Annotated in this window: 18 protein-coding genes and 1 tRNA gene; 13 read left to right on the plus strand and 6 right to left on the minus strand. The window is 42.5% G+C overall.

Going from position 1 to position 22,833, the window contains the following annotated elements:
- On the plus strand, window positions 1–768 hold a 768-nt coding region (locus P20480_RS19485), incomplete at its 5' end, for a hypothetical protein (protein ID WP_033024995.1).
- A 174-nt stretch (window positions 769–942) separates the two neighbouring features.
- Here the strand turns inward: P20480_RS19485 and cysQ are convergent.
- The 6 genes from cysQ to cysG are packed head-to-tail and all read right to left on the minus strand — an operon-like array spanning window position 943 to window position 7,904.
- Window positions 943–1,713, minus strand: a complete 771-nt coding sequence (gene cysQ, locus P20480_RS14940; RefSeq protein ID WP_008127180.1) for a 3'(2'),5'-bisphosphate nucleotidase CysQ — start codon at window positions 1,711–1,713, stop codon at window positions 943–945.
- Between the two features lie 5 nt (window positions 1,714–1,718).
- Window positions 1,719–2,315: an adenylyl-sulfate kinase gene (gene cysC, locus P20480_RS14935; protein ID WP_008127182.1), complete on the minus strand. Its 597-nt coding sequence runs from the start codon at window positions 2,313–2,315 to the stop codon at window positions 1,719–1,721.
- A gap of 33 nt (window positions 2,316–2,348) precedes the next feature.
- Window positions 2,349–4,073, minus strand: a complete 1,725-nt coding sequence (locus P20480_RS14930; RefSeq protein ID WP_008127183.1) for an SLC13 family permease — start codon at window positions 4,071–4,073, stop codon at window positions 2,349–2,351.
- Between the two features lie 31 nt (window positions 4,074–4,104).
- On the minus strand, window positions 4,105–5,529 hold the full coding sequence (gene cysN, locus P20480_RS14925) for a sulfate adenylyltransferase subunit CysN (RefSeq protein ID WP_008127185.1): 1,425 nt from the start codon (window positions 5,527–5,529) through the stop codon (window positions 4,105–4,107).
- The gene (gene cysD, locus P20480_RS14920) at window positions 5,529–6,428 is read right to left on the minus strand and encodes a sulfate adenylyltransferase subunit CysD (protein WP_006791269.1); all 900 of its coding nucleotides are present in this window, start codon (window positions 6,426–6,428) and stop codon (window positions 5,529–5,531) included. The genes cysN and cysD overlap by 1 nt, the downstream gene beginning before the upstream one ends.
- 51 nt (window positions 6,429–6,479) lie before the next feature.
- A complete protein-coding gene (gene cysG / locus P20480_RS14915; protein WP_008127190.1) occupies window positions 6,480–7,904 on the minus strand; it encodes a siroheme synthase CysG in 1,425 nt (474 codons plus the stop codon).
- A gap of 277 nt (window positions 7,905–8,181) precedes the next feature.
- Between cysG and deoC the strand changes: the two genes are divergently transcribed.
- The 12 genes from deoC to rpsL all read left to right on the plus strand — a co-directional run bounded on the left by deoC (window position 8,182) and on the right by rpsL (window position 22,795).
- On the plus strand, window positions 8,182–8,922 hold the full coding sequence (gene deoC / locus P20480_RS14910; RefSeq protein WP_008127192.1) for a deoxyribose-phosphate aldolase: 741 nt from the start codon (window positions 8,182–8,184) through the stop codon (window positions 8,920–8,922).
- A gap of 10 nt (window positions 8,923–8,932) precedes the next feature.
- Entirely contained in the window at window positions 8,933–9,781 is an 849-nt protein-coding gene (locus P20480_RS14905; RefSeq protein WP_033024996.1) for an SPFH domain-containing protein, read from the plus strand.
- Between the two features lie 106 nt (window positions 9,782–9,887).
- Window positions 9,888–9,964, plus strand: a tRNA-Trp gene (locus tag P20480_RS14900).
- 132 nt (window positions 9,965–10,096) lie between these two features.
- The gene (gene secE, locus P20480_RS14895; protein WP_006791265.1) at window positions 10,097–10,474 is read left to right on the plus strand and encodes a preprotein translocase subunit SecE; all 378 of its coding nucleotides are present in this window, start codon (window positions 10,097–10,099) and stop codon (window positions 10,472–10,474) included.
- A gap of 4 nt (window positions 10,475–10,478) precedes the next feature.
- The gene (gene nusG, locus P20480_RS14890) at window positions 10,479–11,036 is read left to right on the plus strand and encodes a transcription termination/antitermination protein NusG (protein ID WP_006791264.1); all 558 of its coding nucleotides are present in this window, start codon (window positions 10,479–10,481) and stop codon (window positions 11,034–11,036) included.
- 215 nt (window positions 11,037–11,251) lie between these two features.
- Entirely contained in the window at window positions 11,252–11,680 is a 429-nt protein-coding gene (rplK, locus tag P20480_RS14885; protein WP_002958879.1) for a 50S ribosomal protein L11, read from the plus strand.
- A 3-nt stretch (window positions 11,681–11,683) separates the two neighbouring features.
- On the plus strand, window positions 11,684–12,388 hold the full coding sequence (gene rplA / locus P20480_RS14880; protein ID WP_008127196.1) for a 50S ribosomal protein L1: 705 nt from the start codon (window positions 11,684–11,686) through the stop codon (window positions 12,386–12,388).
- Window positions 12,389–12,708: 320 nt separating this feature from the next.
- A complete protein-coding gene (rplJ, locus tag P20480_RS14875) occupies window positions 12,709–13,203 on the plus strand; it encodes a 50S ribosomal protein L10 (protein WP_006791262.1) in 495 nt (164 codons plus the stop codon).
- 73 nt (window positions 13,204–13,276) lie between these two features.
- Complete coding sequence (gene rplL / locus P20480_RS14870) at window positions 13,277–13,639, plus strand: 50S ribosomal protein L7/L12 (protein ID WP_006791261.1); 363 nt, start codon at window positions 13,277–13,279, stop codon at window positions 13,637–13,639.
- Window positions 13,640–13,909: 270 nt separating this feature from the next.
- The gene (gene rpoB, locus P20480_RS14865; RefSeq protein WP_006791260.1) at window positions 13,910–17,935 is read left to right on the plus strand and encodes a DNA-directed RNA polymerase subunit beta; all 4,026 of its coding nucleotides are present in this window, start codon (window positions 13,910–13,912) and stop codon (window positions 17,933–17,935) included.
- Between the two features lie 104 nt (window positions 17,936–18,039).
- A complete protein-coding gene (rpoC, locus tag P20480_RS14860) occupies window positions 18,040–22,227 on the plus strand; it encodes a DNA-directed RNA polymerase subunit beta' (RefSeq protein ID WP_008127200.1) in 4,188 nt (1,395 codons plus the stop codon).
- 193 nt (window positions 22,228–22,420) lie between these two features.
- Window positions 22,421–22,795 carry a 30S ribosomal protein S12 gene (rpsL, locus tag P20480_RS14855; RefSeq protein WP_002958885.1) on the plus strand — a complete coding sequence of 125 codons (375 nt, stop codon included), beginning with the start codon at window positions 22,421–22,423 and terminating at the stop codon, window positions 22,793–22,795.
- The last annotated feature ends 38 nt before the right edge of the window (window positions 22,796–22,833 follow it).

The following is a 22,833-nucleotide window of genomic DNA, read 5'->3' on the forward strand; positions in this document are numbered from 1 at the left end:
GAGGTGAATGAACAAACTATATTTTCAAGAATTCGTGATGGGAGCGAACTCGAAGCATTAGCTAAAGAGTTGTGTTGTGATGAACGCTATCAATTAGTTTTGCTGCGCTTTAAAGATGTTTTATTTAAAAGGTCATCGTCATTTACAGATAGAAGCCTTAATAAAGTACTTTTTGACTATGTTTCGACTGAAGTAAAAAAAAATAAATATCAAAATGCTGAGAACTTTAAAGAGATTTTTACAAGGCTAGTGATAAAAATATTGAATATAGATAACTTTCAGAGCGTGATTAAAGATGTCGCTACGATTAACGATATTTATTTACTTTCAGCTATATTTATAGAAATAAAAAGAGAAGCAGAGAGTAATAATTCTTCTGAGTTTATAGAAGTTTTAGAGAAACAAGATTTTTCATCTATCGCTTTGGACTTACTAGAATATGAAGTCACTTATGAAATGCTATGTATTATATCTCAAATAGAAAATGGAGCTGCAGGCGAACCAGGTAAAAAGCATTTTGGTGGCCCTAAATATGAGTTTATTTTAGATCTCCTAAAAGATAAAAAAGATAAACAGTCGCTAAAAATATTGATAGAAGTGTTGTCTACAGATTTCAATGTAGATATGTCCAACATATTTACAGCGGTAAGCTCATTAGATAAAGAGACGAAGTTAATATTTATTGATAGGTTGAAGGGATTGATAAATACAGGTTTTGATGAGGATAAAAGAGATAAAGCAATAAATATTTTAAGTAGTAAACTTTAGATTAGTTTATAAACAGATGGGCTATTATTTTTGCTTATGGTAATGCTAAATGTCTATGTTTATGTATTAAAATGATGAGAATGTATATAAGTTGGGTTTCGTTCCACTCAACCCAACCCAACCTAAACACCTTAGGTTTACACCGAGCTGCTCGTGGCTAACAGCTCGAAGCTCTTACTCTTCCACCGCACTCACTACAAAGTACGGATTCAAATACTCATCTTTAGTGTTGTAAGTAAGCGGGCTGCCATCAAGCTTAGTGACTTTTGCACCGGCTATTTCGGCGATTGCATGGCCTGCGCCGGTATCCCATTCACAGGTTGGGCCTAAGCGCGGGTAAATATCGGCGCTGCCTTCAGCAACTAAACACAGTTTTAGTGAGCTGCCTTTTGAGACCATTTCTACGTCGTCAAAGCGTTTTACAAATTCGGCTAAATCGGGTGATGGGTGCGAGCGGCTGCCTACAACACGTATTAACCCTTTGTTAGGCTTAGTGGTTACTTTAAGTTCTATACGCTCATCGCCCATGTCTTTAAACGCGCCAATGGCGTCGCTTGCTAGGTACGATACGCCAAGTGCAGGGGCATCAACAACCGCGAGTACCGGTTTTCCGTTTTCTATTAGGGCAATGTTTACGGTAAATTCGCCGTTCTTTTTAATGAACTCTTTGGTACCGTCGATTGGATCGACTAACCAGTAGCTTTTCCACGTTTGGCGAATAGCCCAGCTTATGTCGGCGTTTTCTTCACTAAGGATGGGGATGTCGGGCGTAAGCTGAAGTAGCCCCGCTACAATGACCTTATGAGCTGCTAAGTCGGCGTCGGTTACTGGGCTTTCATCGGCTTTGTATTCAACGTTAAAGTCCTTTTCGTAAATCCCCATAATGGCTTTGCCTGCGGTGCGGGCAAGGATGAGGGTTTCTTCTAGCAGTTCGGTTTGGTTCATTGGGGTTAACCTATTATATGCGTTTGTTTTAGATACGTTATCAGTTGGGCAACCGATTGGTCTAGGGTGTTTTTACTTGTATCTAAAATTATTTCAGGCTTTGTGGGTACTTCGTAGTTTGAGTCGATGCCAGTAAAGTGTTTTATCTCCCCTGCGCGTGCTTTTTTGTATAGCCCTTTTGGATCGCGGCTTTCGCATACATCAAGCGGAGTATCTATAAATACCTCAATAAACTCTCCGTCATCTACTAAATTGCGCACCATGTCCCGTTCAGCTCTAAAAGGCGATATAAACGCAGTAAGTACTAACAAGCCTGCGTCGGTCATTAGTTTTGCGGTTTCGCCTACACGGCGAATGTTTTCTATGCGGTCTTCATCGCTAAAGCCTAGGTCTTTACATAAGCCGTGGCGTACGTTGTCGCCATCGAGCAGGTAAGTGTGTACGCCTTGCTGATTAAGCGCCGCTTCGAGTGCGTTGGCTACGGTGCTTTTACCCGAGCCTGAAAAACCGGTAAACCATAAAATAGCCGGCTTATGTTTTTTTTGCTCGCTACGTTGTGCTTTAGTGGTTGCGTAGTTATGCCAAACTATATTTTCATCCATAGTGATGTGTCTCTTATGCTGTTTGCGCCAGTATTAAAAAGGAAATACCAGCGGGATCAGGGTTAATACCGTGATTGAATAAATAATAGAAAGGGGCAAGCCCATAACAATGTAATCTTTTAAGCGATAATTACCCGCGCTATACACCATTAAATTTGTTTGATACCCAAATGGCGATATAAAACTTGCCGATGCGCCAAAAGCAACCGCCATAATAAAGGGTAGCGGGTCTACATTAAAGCCAACAGCTAATGAGTAAGCAACCGGAAACGAAAGTGCCGCTGCCGCATTATTTGTAATAAGTTCGGTAAATAGTACGGTCATTAAAAATATGGCTATAAATGCGCCGTAAGGGCCAAAGTCGCCAAGCACCATAAATAGCGCACTTGATATTTGCCCAGCAAGCCCCGTGCCTATCATTAATTTTGCAAGCCCAATAGCGCTACCTACTACAACAAGTAACTCAAGCGGAAATCGGCGTTTTATTTCGTTTAGCTTTATGGTGCCGCTGAGCATTAAGCCAATAAGTAATACCAATAAGCCTTTTACTAACGGCACTACCCCAAAAATACTTAAACCCAATACACCCGCAAAGCTGAGTAATACAATATTAGATTGTTTGGGCGCAAGGTGGGTTTGTAAATCAAGGCCTGAAATATATACAAACTCACGCTTTAAATTAGGTAGGCTGTAAAAGTTTTTGCCGGGTGCCAAAATAAGTGAATCGCCCGCTTGTAATTGTACTTGGCCAAGGCCGCCTTGAAGGCGGTCGTGCCCACGGCGAATAGCAATAACAGCAGCGTGAAACTGCTCGCGAAAACGTATTTCTTTTACGGTTTTGCCTATAAATTTAGACGACTGACTTACGACCACTTCAACTAAGTGTTCTATGTCTTTTTCGTGGTTATCGTGTACTACTTTTAAACCATCAAAGCGGGTTAACAGGGGGACTGATTTAATGTCGCCTACAAATAATAAAATGTCGTTTTGTTGAATAATTTGCTGAGGCGTTACTGCGCATATGCGTTCGTTATTACGAATTATTTCAGCTAGGAACAAGTCTTTTAAATCGCGTAGGCCGTTTTCTTCTACTGTGCGACCTATTAATTTTGAGCCTGTTTGTACTTTACCTTCAAGGTAAAAAGGAACAACTTCTTGATCGCTTTTGCCGTTGTCAGGCAAGTATTTAAGCATTACCAAAATAGTAATAAGGCCAACGCTAAGCGCGCCTAAACCCACTAAGGTAAAGTCGAAAAAGCCCAGTGGCTGCATACCTGCATCGACCGCAAAGCCGTTAACAATGAGGTTTGTTGAAGTACCTATGAGTGTAATGGTGCCACCTAAAATAGCAGTGTACGACAGCGGTAATAATAGCTTTGAGGGTGAATGGTTTGGGTTATCTTTTATTGCGGTAATGAGTGAGGCAACCACCGCCGTATTATTAGTAAACGACGATAAAAATGCAGTAGAAATCCCCAGCTTTGTTACCGACTTAACTAAGCTACCTTTAGATAACGACATGGATAGCTTTTGAATTAACGTGGTTTTTTCGATTGCAATCGACACTAATACGAGGAGCACTAAGGTAATAAGTGACGGATTGGCGTAGTTAACTAGCATGTTTTCAAGGTCAATTAGCCCGGCTAAGTAGCTGGTGCCAATAGCGCTTACAAATAACCATGCTGGATTAATGCGGGTGCCAAAAAGGCACCCGACTAAGGTAAGCATTATGCCTGTTAAAACTAGCTGCTCTACCATGCTTTATTATTCCTAACAGACATTAATAAACTTACAGTTTCGAAATATCAAGCGCTTGCCAATGCGGGAAGTGCTTGCGTACTAAGCTATTAAACTCAACTTCAAACTCACTGAAATCGCTTTTGCTTTTTTCGCTTTGTAGTACGTGTTCAATCATACCGGCTGCTACCGTTAAGTTAGACAAACGGTCAATTAGAATGAAAGAGCCTGTTTCGTGGTTATTGTGGTACTCGTCGGCCAAAATAGTTTCGGTTAGCTCAAGCGTTACAATAGCAATTTCGTTTAGCTGTAATGAATCGGCAGAGCCATGTTCAAGCGTGTTTACATCAATAGTGTGGTCAATCTTTTTAACCACAGCCGATGTGTTTTTGCTGCCTAGTTTTAGGTTGTAGTTTTTACCTAGCACTAATGGCGATTCGTGCATCCATACAATTTTAGCCTGAAGCTGATTAGTAACAGCGGCAGTTGAACTTGCCGGTACGATTACGTCGCCGCGGCTAATGTCTATTTCACTGTTTAGCGTAATAGTAATTGCTTGGCCTGCTTCTGCTGTGTCTAGGTTGCCATTAAAAGTGACAATTTCTTTAATGCTTGATGTTTTACCCGACGGTAATACTTTTACAGCGTCGCCTACTTGTAGCTTGCCCGATGCTAATGTGCCCTGAAAACCACGAAAGTTTAAGTTAGGGCGTATTACATATTGCACGGGTAAACGTGCTTCAAAACCGGTATCGGTTTGTGCCGCTGGCGAGTCTTCTAAAAGCTCAAGCAGTGGTTTGTCGGTGTAATACGGCGTATGCGCAGAGCGCGTTACTACGTTATCGCCTTTAAGCGCCGACATAGGCACAAACTTGATGTTTGTTACATTTAGTTGCTCAGCAAATTTAAGGTAATCGGCTTTGATTTTTTCATAAACGGTTTCGTCAAAATCAACAATATCCATTTTATTAATGGCTACAACAAACTGTTTAATACCTAGCGAGTCACAGATAAAGCTATGGCGCTTGGTTTGTACTTGCACGCCGTAACGCGCATCAACCAAAATAATGGCGACATCGCTTGTTGATGCACCCGTTACCATGTTGCGTGTATATTGCTCGTGGCCTGGTGTGTCGGCAATAATAAATTTACGCTTAGCCGTTGAAAAATATCGGTACGCTACGTCAATGGTAATACCTTGTTCGCGTTCAGCTTGTAGGCCATCTACTAGTAATGCAAGGTCAAGATCTTCACCTGCGTTACCTACTTTTTCGTTGTCTTTGTGAAGGGCTGCTAGCTGATCTTCATAAATTTGGTGGCTGTCGTGTAATAGGCGGCCAATCAGTGTTGATTTACCGTCGTCTACACTGCCACAGGTAAGCATGCGCAATAAGCTTTTGTCTTGTTGACGTGCTAGGTAGGCGTCTATGCCTATTTCTTTTACTTCGTTAAATGTATCGTTATTTTGGCTAGACATTAGAAATACCCCTCACGTTTTTTCTTCTCCATTGAGCCTGCTGAGTCATGGTCAATAACGCGGCCTTCGCGTTCTGATGACGTAGATAACAGCATTTCTTCAATAATTTCGGTTAGTGTACTGGCTGTAGATTCAACGGCGCCGGTTAGTGGGTAACAGCCTAATGTACGAAAACGGACCGATTTCATTTGTGGTACTTCGCCTTCTTCAAGTGGCATACGTTCGTCATCAACCATGATAAGTGTGCCGTCACGTTCAACTACAGGGCGCTCTTTAGCTAGGTAAAGTGGAACCATTTCGATGTTTTCTTGATAAATGTATTGCCAAATATCAAGCTCAGTCCAGTTAGATAACGGGAATACACGAATGCTTTCGCCTGGGTTTACTTGACTGTTATAAGTGTTCCAAAGCTCTGGACGTTGGTTTTTTGGATCCCAACGATGGTGCTTGTCGCGGAACGAGTACACACGTTCTTTTGCACGTGATTTTTCTTCGTCGCGGCGGGCGCCACCAAAGGCTGCATCAAAACCGTATTTGTTAAGAGCTTGCTTTAACCCTTGGGTTTTCATTATGTCGGTATGCTTACCCGAGCCATGCGTAAAGGGGCCAACGCCCATTGCTAAGCCTTCTGGGTTTTTGTGTACCAGTAGGTCAAAGTCGTACTCTTTTGCTATGCGGTCGCGAAATTCAATCATTTCACGAAACTTCCAGTCGGTGTCTACGTGTAATAACGGAAACGGAATTTTTGCAGGGTAAAACGCTTTACGCGCTAAGTGCAGAAGTACCGACGAATCTTTACCAATTGAGTAAAGCATTACTGGGTTCTCAAACTCAGCGGCGACTTCGCGCATGATTTTGATACTTTCAGCTTCAAGTTGCTGAAGATGAGTTAAAGCCATTGTTAGTCGTCCTACTAAAATGATTAAAAGTTATAAAATTAAATTTGGTTACTAATTTGCTATATCGGTTAACGGTTGCGCATAGCTACTTGTTTGGTTGTTTTTCCCAAACCACGCAAGCTGCGAGTGTAGGGCGGCTACTTCACCAATAATAAGTAATGCTGGCGATACAATGCTGTTGCGTTCAATTAAATTGGCAAGCTCACCTAATTGGCCTGTTACTACACGTTGATTTTTGCGCGTGCCATTTTCGATCACGGCAACTGGCGTGTCGGCTTTACGGCCATGTTTTAATAGCTCTGCTTGAATGTGCGGTGACTTAATTACGCCCATATATATAGCAAGTGTTTGGTTTGGTTTAGCCAGTGATTGCCAATCAAGTTCTTGGCCGTCTTTTTTACAGTGCCCTGTTACAAACTGAATAGCCTGGGCATGATCGCGATGCGTAAGCGGAATACCTGCATACGCACTACACCCTGCTGCAGCTGTAATACCCGGTACTATTTGGTAATTCACCTTGTTGGCAGCCAATACTTGTACTTCTTCACCGCCGCGGCCATAAATAAAGGGATCTCCTCCTTTAATTCGGCATACTTTTTTACCTTGTTTAGCTAGGTCAACCAACATTTGGTTAGTATCTTCTTGAACAACACTATGGTCGCCTAAGCGTTTACCAACACAAATTAGGTCTGCATCACGACGAACAAGCTCCATAATTTCGTCAGATACTAAAAAGTCGTAAACAACGACATCAGCTTGTTGCATAAGTTGCAGTGCTTTAAGGGTTAAAAGTTCTGGGTCGCCAGGACCTGCCCCTACCACATAAACTTCGCCCTCGGGCTCGGCTTTCGCGTCTAGCATTTGTTCAAGTTGTTGCTCAGCACCTTGGGTGTCGCCGGTTTGTACTTTACTCACAACTGATGAGTCGAACACGCCTTCCCAAAATTGGCGGCGGTCAGAAAAGTGCTTAAAGCGCTGTTTTACTTTATCTCTAAAGCCACCCACCAGTGTGGCAAGTGGGCCAATGTGTTGTGGTATTAATGTCTCTAACTTTTCACGTAAACGGCGTGCAAGTACAGGGGCTGTGCCCGCACTCGAAATAGCAATTGTAATAGGGTTACGGTCAACAATAGAAGGAAATATAAACGTACATTTAGGTTGGTCATCAACCACGTTTACAAACACATTGCGAGCATTGGCAAGCTCAAATACCGTGTTGTTAACTTCGTCTCGATCGGTTGCTGCAATAACTAGCATTTTTCCGTCTAGGTGTGATTCGTCAAAGTAAGCGTCTATTAGGGTCACTTCGTTGTGTTGTGCGTGTTCTTTTAATTCGTCACAAAACCAAGGTGCCACTAAGGTTACTGCAGCACGGGCTTTTAAAAACGCGCGACACTTGCGTAATGCGACCTCTCCACCGCCAACAACCAATACAGGTTTGTTGTCGAGTTTGGTAAAGATAGGTAAATATTGCACGTTGGTAACACCCCTAAACAATTTTATAAAACGCTTTAATCTGTTGTGCAGAATATAGCGGCTATGTGTAAGTAAAAAATAATTAAAACCAAGTTGATATAACCAAAAGTTATATTGGGTAGCGGTTTTAAGCCTAAGGCTGAGTTAACAAGGGATTGCGACTAGTTACAAGTAAAATAATAAGCTTAGAGTGTTTGGTTATGAGCTATAGCGAGTTTTTTTTAATTTGTTAATATGAGGCATATTAATTTTACCCAAGCAGGGCAAGGGAGTCCGTATGACAAAACAACAAGACGCATTACTCGCAGTAGAGCTTATGGATTTAACTAGCTTAAACACAAGCGACACAACAAAAGACATTCAAGCTCTGATCAATAGTATTAGGCCTGCACTAGGCACGCCAGCTGCGGTGTGTGTGTATAGTGATTTTGTAGACGATGCAAAAATAGCGCTTGCCGCACGAGAGCTTAGCCACGTTAAAGTAGCAACGGTGACTAACTTTCCAACGGGTGACGCCCTGCTGAGCGATGTGATAAACGAAACACTTATAGCCATTGAGCGCGGCGCAGATGAAATAGACCTCGTTATTCCTTATAAAAAACTAGCAGCAGGTGACACGCAAGCCACGCTTAAGTACGTAAGTGAAAGTAAAAAAGCGTGCGGCACTCAAGCTCAGCTAAAAGTAATTATAGAAAGTGGTGAGCTAAAAACAGAGGCGTTGATTGCTCAAGCGACCGAACTGGCTATTAAAGGCGGCGCTGACTTTGTAAAAACGAGTACAGGTAAAGTCGCTATAAATGCGACGCTTGAGTCAACTAAGGTAATGCTAACAACCATTAAAAATTCAGGTAAACGTGTTGGTTTTAAAGCTGCCGGCGGTGTTAAAACGGTGGCTGATGCCAGTGAATATTTAGCACTAGCCCGTTCAATAATGAGCGATGACTACCTACAAGCCACCACATTTAGGTTTGGTGCTTCAAGCCTATTAAGCGATGTATATAAAGTATTAGAGAAATAAAGGACAAATAATGAGAGCAAGAAATTCAGGGATGCAAAGTTTGGTTAATAATTTAGTTAAAGGTGCTTTTGTTGTTGGCGTAATTGGGTTTGGATTAACCGCGTGCACTAACCCAAGTACGCCAGCAGGTGAAGAGGGCTATGTTTACGAAAAACCACGAGTATTTGGTGAAGGTGGTTACCAAGGCACCATGATAGGGCCTGCTAATTATGGTATGTCATTACTGCGTAATGAAGTGGTAAACATAGATATGCGGCCTAATACGTATACCGAAACATTTAGAATATTAGCTAATGATGATTTAAACATAAAATTTGATTTTCATGCTGTGATTGCCATTCAAAGTGGTTCAGTGCAAACCGTTGTTGAACAATACGGAGCAGAGAACTGGTACAAACGTTTTGTGCGTGAAACGTTCAGAACTTACGTAAGAGATACTGTGCAGAAATACGACAGTGGTGAACTTAAAACAAACCGCGAAAAAATAGCCCAAGAGGTCACACTGCGTTTACAAAATTATTTATCAACCACCCCCTTTAAGCTTGCCAATGTAGTTGTAGGTAATATTAACTACCCCGATATTGTTGCTAATGCGGTAGAGAAAAAACTAGCTGCGCAGCAGTTACTTGCTGAAAAAGAAACACAAAAAGAAATTGCGCGTAAAGATGCAGAAATACGTGTTGAAGAATCAAAAGGCATAGCGCAGGCACAAAAAATTATTAACGCCACGCTTACAGCTAATTATTTACAACATGAAGCCATAAATGCGCAAATAAAAATGGCCGAGTCGCCAAACCATACAACGGTTTACATTCCTGTGGGTAATAATGGCGTGCCACTTGTTAAAGGGGCGAATTAAGCCTTTTTAATATTAAGTACTTAATTGTTTATAGAGATTTTGCATTACGGGTATCTTTTAGGCTTGTGTAAATGATTTGCGTAAGTATAATAGGCATCCACTTTGCAGGGGCGTAGTTCCAATTGGTAGAACAGCGGTCTCCAAAACCGACGGTTGGGAGTTCGAATCTCTCCGCCCCTGCCAATTTACTCATTAATATGAGTAAGTCTGGGGTTAAAAATCGGTTTAAATAAGTCTGTTTTTAAGTTTAGATTTTAATGGATTAACCCTGCCATTGTGTAGGGTTGTTGTGTCTGTAGTTAAGGTAATAATATTATGAGCACGAATGTAGAAACACCATCAAGCGGGATGGAGTCAGTGAAGTGGTTAGTAGCAATCGCGCTACTTGCAGGCGCAGTTGTTGGTAATCATATGTATGCAGATCAGTCTGTATTACTACGTGCTATCGGCGTTGTTGTTGCAATAGCGGCCGGATTAGCCATTGCCTCACAAACTTTTAAGGGACGTACCTTTCTTGCTTTCGCTAAAGAAGCGCGAATTGAAGTACGCAAAGTTATTTGGCCTACGCGTCAAGAAACTACCCACACGACATTAATTGTAATGGTTGCAACCGTGATTATGGCACTTATCCTTTGGGGATTAGATGGCATTTTATTCCGCGCTGTTGGCTTTTTAACTGGATTGGAGATCTGATCCCATGTCGGATGAGAACAAAGAAATTAAATTACGTTGGTACGTAGTACAAGCATTTTCTGGTTATGAAAAGCGTGTAGCTCAAACGTTAACTGAACACATTAAAATTGAAGGTCTTGAAGAGAGCTTTGGTGAAATATTAGTACCAACTGAAGAAGTGGTTGAGATGCGCGCAGGTCAAAAGCGTAAATCTGAGCGTAAATTCTTTCCAGGCTACGTACTAGTACAAATGGATATGAATGACGCTAGCTGGCACTTAGTAAATAGCACAGAGCGTGTAATGGGCTTCATTGGCGGTACATCTGACCGTCCAGCGCCAATCAGCTCTAAAGAAGCTGATCGTATTCTTAACCGTTTACAAGAAAATGCTGAAGCACCTAAGCCTGCTACATTATTCGAACCAGGTGAAGTGGTACGCGTAACTGACGGTCCATTTGCAGACTTCAGTGGTGTAGTTGAAGAAGTTGACTACGAAAAAAGCCGCGTTAAAGTATCTGTACTTATTTTTGGACGTTCTACGCCAGTTGAACTTGAATTTGGTCAAGTTGAACAAGATAAGTAATTGATTAAAAAAGACTTCACTGCTGAAATTTTAAATTTTGGCACGAAGCTTGAAAAAGGCCGCTGATTATCTTATAATCAGCGGCCTTTTTGTATAAAGGTAAAAATTTATTTTTACAGTACAAAAAGTACGAAACCAATTTTTAAACTGGGAAGCCGTTAGAGTACGCGTCCTCGCGCGCACAAGGCTAAGACCCACCAAATGAGGTATTTATAATGGCTAAAAAAGTTGAAGCTCTAATCAAGCTACAAGTTGCCGCTGGTATGGCTAATCCTAGTCCTCCAGTAGGTCCTGCACTAGGTCAACACGGTGTAAACATCATGGAATTCTGTAAAGCGTTTAACGCACGTACAGAGTCTATCGAAAAAGGCGCTCCAGTTCCTGTAGTGATCTCTGTTTACGGTGACCGTTCATTTACGTTCGACATGAAAACGCCACCTGCTGCTTACTTACTTAAGAAAGCTGCTGGTATCAAGTCAGGCTCAGGCCGTCCTAACACTGACAAAGTAGGCACAGTAACTCGTGCTCAACTTGAAGAGATTGTTGAGACAAAACGAACTGACCTTACAGCTGCCGATATGGACGCAGCGGTTCGCACTATCGCAGGTTCTGCGCGTGCGATGGGCTTGAACGTAGAGGACTAAGAAATGGCTAAATTAACTAAACGTATGCGTACTATCCGCGAAAAAGTGGAAGTAACTAAAGATTACGAAATCAATGAAGCAGTTGCTCTTTTAAAAGAGTTAGCGACAGCTAAATTCGTAGAAAGTGTTGACGTTGCTGTTAACCTTGGTATCGATGCTCGTAAATCTGACCAAAACGTTCGTGGTGCAACTGTACTACCTAACGGTACTGGTCGTGACGTTCGCGTTGCAGTATTCACACAAGGCGCTAACGCAGAAGCTGCGAAAGAAGCCGGTGCTGAATTAGTAGGTATGGAAGATCTTGCTGAGCTAGTTAAAAAAGGCGAGATGGATTTTGACGTTGTTGTTGCATCTCCAGACGCTATGCGTGTTGTTGGTCAACTAGGTCAAATCTTAGGTCCACGTGGTCTAATGCCAAACCCTAAAACTGGTACTGTAACACCTAACGTTGCAGAAGCAGTTAAAAATGCTAAAGCTGGTCAAGTGCGTTACCGCAATGACAAAAACGGCATCATCCATACTACTATTGGTAAGGTTGATTTCACAGCTGAGCAACTTCAACAAAACCTTGAATCTCTTATTGTTGCACTTAAGAAGGCTAAACCTTCTCAAGCTAAAGGTGTTTACTTGAAAAAAGTAACTATCTCTACAACAATGGGCGCAGGTGTTTCTGTTGACCAAGCTACTTTAAACACAGTAGTTGCTTAATTTAGTGTTTACATGGCACGAAATTTGTACTATAATTTCGCGCCATTTTGTTGATTAATTTATTAATTAGCAAAATAAAGAATTCGGGTTGAAGTCCATAATTTCGGTGCGCCTCTGGCAAAGCGATAAATTGGGCTTCCGTCCAAGACCGTAGGCGGCTTAGGCCTTAATTTTACCTACGTAGACGGTGTAGACCCCAGATAGATTTTTCCTAATCCTTCTGGCTCTCGCCGTAAAAAGCATCTCTACCTTTTTGGTAGGGAAGAGTAGAACAGGGGAAACCGATTGTCGGTAACCCCATTAAACCAGGAGTAACACCCATGGCTTTAAATCTTCAAGGCAAAAAAGCAATAGTTGCTGAAGTCAACGAAGCAGCCAATGGTGCTCTATCTGCAGTTGTTGCAGATTCTCGTGGTGTAACAGTTGGCGCAATCACTGCCCTTCGTAAAGAAGCTCGTGAAGCTGGTGTATGGATGAAAGTTGTTCGTAACACTTTAGCAAAACGTGCTCTTGAAGGAACAGATTTTGAGTGTCTTTCTGATTCATTTGTTGGTCCAAGCTTAATCGCTTTCTCATCAGAGCACCCAGGTGCTGCTGCGCGTATCTTTTCAGATTTCGCGAAAAAGAATGAGAAATTCGAAGTTAAAACGGCCGCTTTTGAAGGTAACGTAGTAGATGCAGCTATGCTTGCAACTCTACCTACATACGACGAAGCTGTTGCACGCTTAATGAGTGCTATGAAAGAAGCGTCTGCTGGCAAATTGTGTAAAACAATTGAAGCAGTACGTGTACAGAAAGAAGAGCAAGCTGCTTAATTTTAAGTTGTTTAATCCTTTCGGTGTAAAATTTATTTGGACCTAGAGTCCGTTAATTATTAGGAAATTTGTAATGTCTGTATCTAAAGACCAAATCCTTGACGCAATTGCTGAAATGTCAGTAATGGACGTTGTTGCTCTTGTTGAAGCAATGGAAGAAAAATTCGGCGTAACTGCTGCAGCTGCAATGGTAGCTGGTCCAGCTGCTGAAGCTGCTGAAGAGAAAACAGAATTTGACGTAATCCTTACTGGCGCTGGCGCTAACAAGGTTGCTGCAATCAAAGCTGTTCGTAGCGCTACAGGCCTTGGCCTTAAAGAAGCTAAAGCTCTTGTTGAAGCTGCTCCTACACCTGTTAAAGAAGGTGTATCTAAAGAAGAAGCTGAAGCACTTGCAAAAGATCTTACTGAAGCTGGTGCTGAAGTTGAGGTTAAGTAATTTAGCTTACGCTAAGTTCGCTGCCTGAGAAATCAGGCAAGGGCTGGTGATTATTTAATCACCGGCCTTTTTGCGCTATGGAGTGATGCACTCTTATAGCGCAAATAAAATCTAATTATTTCTTTACTTTCAACGCTTTATAGTTTGCTAGTGTTGAAAAGGGATTTAATTAGAACAACAATAAAATGTTGTAAATCTTGGCATAGCTGCCAGTTAAGTCTGTTCTTACAAGAACAGGTCGGGTCAAAGATCAGCAAGCTGAGGAACCCCATGGCTTACTCTTATTCTGAAAAGAAACGTATCCGTAAGGATTTTGGTAAACGTCCACAAGTTTTGGATATACCTTTTTTACTGTCTACACAGTTAGAATCGTTTAAAAAATTCTTAGTGCCGGACGCTGATGGCGATCATGGTTTGGAAGCTGCCTTCCGTTCTGTGTTCCCTATAAAAAGCTACTCGGGAAATTCTGAGCTTCAATACGTAAGTTACCGTATTGGTGAGCCAGTTTTCGATGTAAAAGAATGTCAAATTCGCGGTGTGACTTATTCTGCTCCACTTCGCGTGAAACTGCGTCTTGTTGTTATGGACAAAGAAGCTCCAGGCACAGTTAAAGACATTAAAGAGCAAGAAGTTTACATGGGCGAAATTCCGCTCATGACCGATACCGGTACCTTTGTAATCAATGGTACAGAGCGTGTTATCGTTTCTCAGCTACACCGTAGCCCTGGTGTATTCTTTGATAACGACCGCGGTAAAACTCATTCATCAGGTAAAGTATTATATAACGCACGCGTTATTCCTTACCGTGGTTCATGGTTAGACTTCGAATTTGATGCAAAAGATAACTTATATGTACGTATTGACCGCCGTCGTAAATTACCGGCGTCTATCATCTTACGTGCACTTGAGTACTCTAGTGAAGAAATCCTAGATATCTTCTTCGATACTACTGCGTTTGAAGTAGCTGACGGTAAAGTTCTTATGGAACTTGTACCTTCACGTTTACGTGGTGAAACTGCCGCTTTTGATATCAAAGGCGAAGACGGTGAAGTACTTGTTGAAAGCGGGCGTCGTGTTACGGCTCGTCACATCAAGAGTATCGAGAAAAAAGGCATTACTCAGTTAGAAGTACCTCATGAGTACATCATTGGCCGTATTATTTCTAAAAACTACGTTGATGAATCAACGGGTGAAGTTATTGCAAATGCGAATGATGAATTAACTCTTGAGCTTATGGCTGAATTAGTTAAAGCCGGTCACACTACCATTGATACGTTGTACATCAATGAAGTGGACAGCGGTGCTTACATGTCAAATACATTGAACATTGACTCTTCGAGCAACCGTTTAGAAGCACTAGTAGAAATTTATCGCATGATGCGCCCAGGCGAGCCACCGACGAAAGACGCGGCTGAAGCCTTATTCCAAAACTTGTTCTTCTCTGAAGAACGTTACGATCTATCAACTGTTGGTCGTATGAAGTTTAATAGCCGTGTTGGTTACGATTCTGACACAGGCCCTGGCACATTAAGCAAAGAAGACATCGTGTCTGTTATGAAAGTATTAATTGCTATTCGTAACGGTCAAGGCGATGTTGATGATATCGACCACTTAGGCAACCGTCGTATACGTAGTGTTGGCGAAATGGCTGAGAACCAATTCCGTGTTGGTCTAGTACGTGTAGAACGTGCTGTACGTGAGCGTTTAAGCTTAGGTGACCTTGACGCGATAATGCCACAAGATCTTATTAACGCTAAGCCTATTTCGGCAGCGGTTAAAGAGTTCTTCGGCTCGTCTCAGTTATCACAGTTTATGGACCAAAATAACCCGCTATCAGAAGTAACGCATAAGCGTCGTATTTCTGCATTAGGTCCGGGCGGTCTAACACGTGAGCGCGCTGGCTTTGAAGTACGTGACGTTCACGTAACTCACTACGGTCGCGTATGTCCAATCGAGACGCCTGAGGGTCCAAACATCGGTCTAATTAACTCATTGTCTACGTACGCACGTACAAATGACTACGGTTTCTTAGAAACACCTTACCGCAAAGTGGTAGACGGTGTAGTAACTGATGAAGTTGATTACTTATCAGCCATTGAAGAAGGTCAGTTTGTTATCGCACAGGCGAACTCAAACTTAACTGAAACCAATGAGTTTGTAGATGAACTTATTCCATGTCGTCACAAAGGTGAATCAACCTTTATGGGTCGCATGGACCAGCAATATATGGATGTATCACCACAGCAGGTGATCTCTGTAGCAGCAGCACTTATCCCGTTCCTAGAACACGATGATGCTAACCGCGCATTGATGGGTTCAAACATGCAACGTCAAGCAGTACCAACATTGAAAGCGGATAAGCCGTTAGTAGGTACAGGTATTGAGTTAACACTAGCGAAAGATTCTGGTGTAACGATTGTTGCAAAACGTGGTGGTGAAGTGATGTATGCCGACGCAAGTCGCATCGTTGTAAACGTACATGAAGAAGAACGCATCCCTGGTGAAGCGGGTATCGACATCTACAACTTAACCAAGTACACACGTTCTAACCAAAATACATGTATTAACCAAAAACCAACGTGCATGGTTGGTGAACCGGTTACTCGTGGTGACGTGTTAGCAGATGGTCCTTCGACTGACTTAGGTGACTTAGCCCTTGGTCAAAACCTTCGCGTGGCATTCATGCCATGGAACGGTTATAACTTCGAGGATTCAATCTTACTATCAGAGCGCGTAGTTGAAGAAGATCGTTTAACGACTATCCACATTCAAGAACTACAGTGTGTTGCCCGTGATACTAAATTAGGTCCAGAAGAGATCACTGCAGATATCCCTAACGTGGGTGAGTCTGCACTAGGCAAGCTTGATGAATCAGGCGTTGTTTATATTGGTGCTGAAGTTAAAGGCGGCGATATTCTAGTAGGTAAAGTGACTCCGAAAGGCGAAACACAGCTTACACCTGAAGAGAAGCTACTGCGTGCTATCTTCGGCGAAAAAGCATCTGACGTTAAAGACAGCTCTTTACGTGTACCAAATTCTGTAACTGGTACCGTAATTGACGTGCAAGTTTTCACCCGTGATGGTGTTGAAAAAGATAAGCGTGCGTTAGAAGTTGAAGACATGCAGCTTCGCGAAGCGAAGAAAGACTTCAACGAAGAGTTCCGTATTCTTGAAGCTGGCGTTTTAGAACGCGCTCGTAAGCTACTTGTAGCTGCAGGCTTTGATGAAAACAACTTAGTGTCATTAAATGCTGAAAAACTATTAACTCAAAGCCTTGCTGAAGAAGATAAGCAAGCTGAACTTGAGCAACTAGCTGCACAGTACGATGAACTTAAAGCTGAATACGATAAGAAGTTTGAAAACAAACGTCGTAAAATTACTCAAGGTGATGACTTAGCACCAGGCGTACTTAAAATTGTTAAAGTATACCTAGCTGTTAAACGTCGTATCCAACCGGGTGATAAAATGGCGGGTCGTCACGGTAACAAAGGTGTTATCTCGACTATCGTACCAGTAGAAGATATGCCATACGATGATAAAGGTCGTACGGTAGATATCGTACTAAATCCACTAGGTGTACCATCGCGTATGAACATCGGTCAGATCCTTGAAACACATATGGGTCTTGCTGCACGTGGTATCGGTGAACGTTTAGAAGAAATGATGAAAGAGCAACGTGAGCTTCATGAGCTACGTGAATTCATCAAGCAAGCTTACGAAATTGGTGAATCTCGCCAAGTTGTAGACATTGCAAGTTTCTCTGATGACGAAATTCGTCGCCTAGCTGAAAACTTAAAAGGTGGTTTACCAATCGCTACTCCTGCATTTGATGGCGCTAAAGAAGACGAAATCAAAGACATGCTAGAGCTTGGTGGATACCCTAGAAGTGGTCAGGTTACACTTTATGATGGCCGTACTGGCGATCAGTTTGAACGTCAAGTAACTGTTGGTTACATGTACATGCTTAAACTTAACCACTTGGTTGATGATAAGATGCACGCACGTTCTACTGGTTCTTACAGCCTTGTTACTCAGCAGCCGCTGGGTGGTAAAGCACAGTTCGGTGGCCAGCGTTTTGGTGAGATGGAAGTATGGGCACTTGAAGCTTACGGTGCTGCTTACACGCTACAAGAAATGCTAACAGTGAAATCGGATGACGTGAATGGTCGTACTAAGATGTATAAAAACATCGTTGATGGTAACCACAAGATGGAACCAGGTATGCCAGAATCGTTCAACGTATTGTTGAAAGAAATCCGCTCACTGGGTATCAACATCGAGTTGGAAGAAAATTAAGCCAATTAGATGCTGCAGTTGACGCTGCAGCATCTGTTACGGCTGAATAGAATGTAGGGACGAGATTACCCGTCCTCGAGATTAACTCCGACAGGAGAGCTAAGGTGAAAGACTTACTTAAGTTTCTGAAGCAACAAAATAAGACCGAAGAATTCGATGCAATTCGCATTGGTCTTGCTTCACCAGACATGGTTCGTTCATGGTCATACGGTGAAGTAAAGAAACCTGAGACTATTAACTACCGTACTTTCAAGCCTGAGCGCGATGGCTTATTCTGTGCCCGTATTTTCGGCCCAGTGAAAGATTATGAGTGTTTATGTGGTAAATATAAACGCCTTAAACACCGTGGTGTGATCTGTGAGAAGTGTGGCGTTGAAGTTACACTGACCAAAGTGCGTCGTGATCGTATGGGTCATATTGACCTTGCGAGCCCAGTAGCACATATATGGTTTTTAAAATCATTACCGTCACGTATCGGCTTAATGCTAGATATGACGCTTCGTGATATTGAACGTGTTCTTTACTTCGAATCATTCGTAGTAACTGAGCCAGGTATGACAACGCTTGAGCGTGGTCAGTTACTCGGTGAAGAAGAGTACCTAGATGCATTAGAAGAGCACGGTGATGAGTTTGAAGCGAAGATGGGTGCTGAAGCAGTTTTAGACTTGCTTCGTGAACTTGATCTTGGCCAATTAATTGCTGAGATGCGTGAAGAGTTACCAACAATTAACTCTGAAACTAAGCGTAAAAAAATCACTAAACGTCTTAAGTTAATGGAATCATTCCACCAATCAGGTAATAACCCTGAGTGGATGATCATGACAGTACTTCCAGTATTGCCACCTGATCTACGTCCATTAGTACCACTAGACGGTGGTCGTTTTGCGACATCTGATCTAAATGACCTTTACCGTCGTGTTATTAACCGTAACAACCGTCTTAAGCGTCTATTAGATTTAGCAGCACCAGACATTATCGTACGAAACGAAAAACGTATGTTACAAGAAGCGGTAGATGCGCTACTTGATAACGGTCGTCGTGGTCGTGCTATTACAGGTTCTAACAAGCGTCCGCTTAAATCTCTTGCTGATATGATCAAGGGTAAGCAAGGTCGTTTCCGTCAGAACTTACTTGGTAAGCGTGTAGATTACTCAGGCCGTTCTGTAATCACAGTAGGTCCTACACTTAAGCTTCACCAATGTGGTCTTCCTAAGAAGATGGCACTTGAGCTATTCAAACCGTTTATCTACGGCAAACTAGAGCGTCGCGGCATGGCTACGACAATCAAAGCTGCTAAGAAAATGGTAGAGCGTGAAGTAGCGGAAGTATGGGATGTATTAGACGAAGTAATTCGTGAACATCCGGTATTACTAAACCGTGCACCAACACTTCACCGTTTGGGTATCCAAGCGTTTGAGCCTGTGCTTATCGAAGGTAAAGCGATTCATTTGCATCCATTAGTATGTGCGGCTTACAACGCCGATTTCGATGGTGACCAAATGGCGGTACACGTACCGTTAACAATCGAAGCACAGCTTGAAGCACGTGCATTGATGATGTCAACAAACAACATTCTATCTCCTGCGAATGGTGAGCCAATCATCGTTCCTTCACAGGATGTTGTATTGGGTCTTTACTACATGACCCGTGATTGCATCAACGCAAAAGGCGAAGGCGCAATATTTAAAGATCCTAAAGAAGCAGAAAAAGCATACCGTAGCGGTAATGCAGACCTTCACGCTATTGTGAAAGTACGTATTAGCCAGTCAGTTGCTAACGAGCACGGTGTAGTAGAAGATACTACAACGGTTATCGAAACAACGGTAGGTCGTGCAATTCTGTCTCTAATTTTACCAACTGGTATGCCGTTTGAGTCAATCAACCAGCCACTAGGTAAAAAGCAGATTTCTAGCTTGTTGAATGAGTGTTACCGTCGCTTAGGCCTTAAAGACACAGTTGTTTTTGCTGACCAAGTTATGTACACCGGTTTCCATTACGCAATGAAGTCTGGTGTTTCTATCGGTATCGATGACTTAGTTATCCCACCGGTTAAAGCGCAGATCATTGAGTCAGCAGAAGCTGAAGTAACTGAAATCAACCAACAATTCCAATCAGGTCTTGTAACGGCTGGTGAGAAGTACAACAAAGTTATCGATATCTGGTCACGTGTAAATGAAAACTTATCACGTGAGATGATGGCTAACTTGTCGAAAGACACAGTAACCAACGCGAAAGGTGAAGAAGTAGAGCAACCGTCATTTAACTCAGTGTTTATGATGGCCGACTCAGGTGCTCGTGGTAGTGCCGCTCAGATCCGTCAGCTAGCAGGTATGCGTGGTCTAATGGCACGTCCAGATGGTTCAATCATCGAGACACCAATCACGGCTAACTTCCGTGAAGGTCTAAACGTACTTCAGTACTTCATCTCAACTCACGGTGCGCGTAAAGGTCTTGCCGATACAGCACTGAAAACAGCGAACTCGGGTTACTTAACGCGTCGTCTAGTAGACGTAGCACAAGATTTGGTAATCAACGAAGACGACTGTGGCACAGAAGATGGCTTAACAATGAAACCGCTTATTGAAGGTGGTGATGTTGTAGAAGCGCTTCGCGAACGTGTACTAGGTCGTGTTGTAGCTGAAGATGTTGTTATTCCAGGTACTAATACTGTACTTGTAGAACGTAATATCATGCTTGATGAAAAACTGTGTGACCTTTTAGAAGAGCACTCGGTTGATGAAGTACGCGTACGCTCAGTTATCACATGTGATAACGACTTTGGTGTATGTGCTAACTGTTATGGTCGTGACCTTGCACGTGGTCATATCATCAACGCAGGTGAATCAGTAGGTGTTATCGCGGCACAGTCAATTGGTGAGCCGGGTACACAGCTTACGATGCGTACATTCCACATCGGTGGTGCGGCATCTCGAGCGTCAGCTGAAAATAATGTACAAGTTAAAACTAACGGTACATTAAAACTTCACAATGCTAAGTATGTATTAAATACAGACGGTAAGATTGTTATTACGTCACGTTCAACGGAAATCACTATCATCGATAGTCATGGCCGTGAAAAAGAGCGTTATAAAGTACCTTATGGTGCAGTATTAACAGTTCAAGACAATGCAGAAGTTCAAGGTAACGACATTGTTGCTACTTGGGACCCGCATAGTCACCCAATCGTTCTTGAGCACAAATCAAAAGTATCGTTTAGCGATATCGATGACTCGAATACAGAGACACAAACCGATGAACTAACTGGTTTGACTCGTATCGTAGTTAAAGACCTTGCTAAAGCGAATGCTAAAGCGAATGCTAAAGAGCCTAAACTTATCATCGAAAGTGATGAGCGTGGTCTGCAAGAAACACGTCTTCCTTCATTCACAACGATTGAAGTAACAGACGGTGCGACTGCAAACCCAGGTGACGTGTTAGCACGTATCCCGCAAGAAGGCTCTAAAACTCGTGATATCACGGGTGGTCTACCTCGCGTAGCCGACTTATTTGAAGCGCGTAAGCCAAAAGATCCAGCTATCTTAGCTGAAATCACCGGTACTATTAGCTTCGGTAAAGAGACTAAAGGTAAGAAGCGTTTAGTTATTACTCCAGCTGAAGGCGATCATTACGAAGAAATGATTCCTAAGTGGCGTCAACTTAACGTGTTTGAAGGTGAACAAGTGTCTAAAGGTGAGGTAATTGCCGATGGTCCTGAATCACCACATGACATCTTACGCCTACGTGGTGTGACTCATGTTGCTAATTACATTGTTAACGAAGTGCAAGAGGTTTACCGTTTGCAAGGCGTTAAGATCAATGACAAGCACATTGAAACAATTATCCGTCAAATGTTACGTAAATGTACCATTTTACACGGTGGTGATACTGACTTCTTAGCTGGTGAACAAATCGAAGTGGCGCGCGTTAATATCGCAAACCGTGACCTTGAAAAACAAGGTAAGATCCCAGCGAAGTTTGAAATCCAGTTAATGGGTATTACTAAAGCATCACTAGCGACAGAATCTTTCATCTCTGCAGCGTCTTTCCAAGAAACAACACGTGTTCTTACAGATGCAGCAGTGAATGGTAAGAGCGATGAGCTTCGCGGTCTGAAAGAAAACGTAATTGTGGGTCGTTTGATCCCAGCCGGTACCGGTTTTGCGTATCATCAAGATCGTATGGCTCGCCGTAAACAAAGCAAAGAAGTAGTAGAAGAGCAAACAGTAAGCGCTGAAGAGGCAACTCAAGCACTAACTGATGCACTAAATGCTGATTTGTCTGGAAATCAATAAACTGTTCTTAATCAATAGATTAAGAGTTCGTAAGGCAGTTAAGTGCTGTCTTACGGTTAGTTTAGGTTGACAGGTTAAACTTTGCTCATTAAAATTCCGCCACCCATTTACTTGTGTGCTTATCGTAGGCAGGTAATAAAGGGCGGATTTTTTTATTTTTTCAGTAGTAATTTTAATTTCAGGAGCTATTTAAATGGCAACTATTAACCAGCTAGTGCGTAAGCCACGCCGTAGCAAGGTTACGAAAAGTAACTCAGCTGCACTAAAAGCGTGTCCGCAAAAGCGCGGTGTATGTACTCGTGTATATACAACTACACCTAAGAAACCAAACTCAGCGTTACGTAAAGTAGCTCGTGTACGTTTAACTAACGGTTTCGAAGTAACATCTTACATCGGTGGTGAAGGTCATAACCTTCAAGAGCACAGTGTAATCCTAATCCGTGGTGGTCGTGTTAAAGATTTACCAGGTGTGCGTTTTCACACTGTACGTGGTGCACTTGACTGTGCAGGCGTTAGCGACCGTCGTCAAGCTCGTTCTAAATACGGTGCAAAACGCCCTAAAGGGTAATTGTATTCCGTTAGTAAGGCCAAGCACTAAATATTATT

Source organism: Pseudoalteromonas sp. BSi20480, from assembly GCF_000241365.1.
GTDB classification, from domain to species: domain Bacteria; phylum Pseudomonadota; class Gammaproteobacteria; order Enterobacterales; family Alteromonadaceae; genus Pseudoalteromonas; species Pseudoalteromonas marina.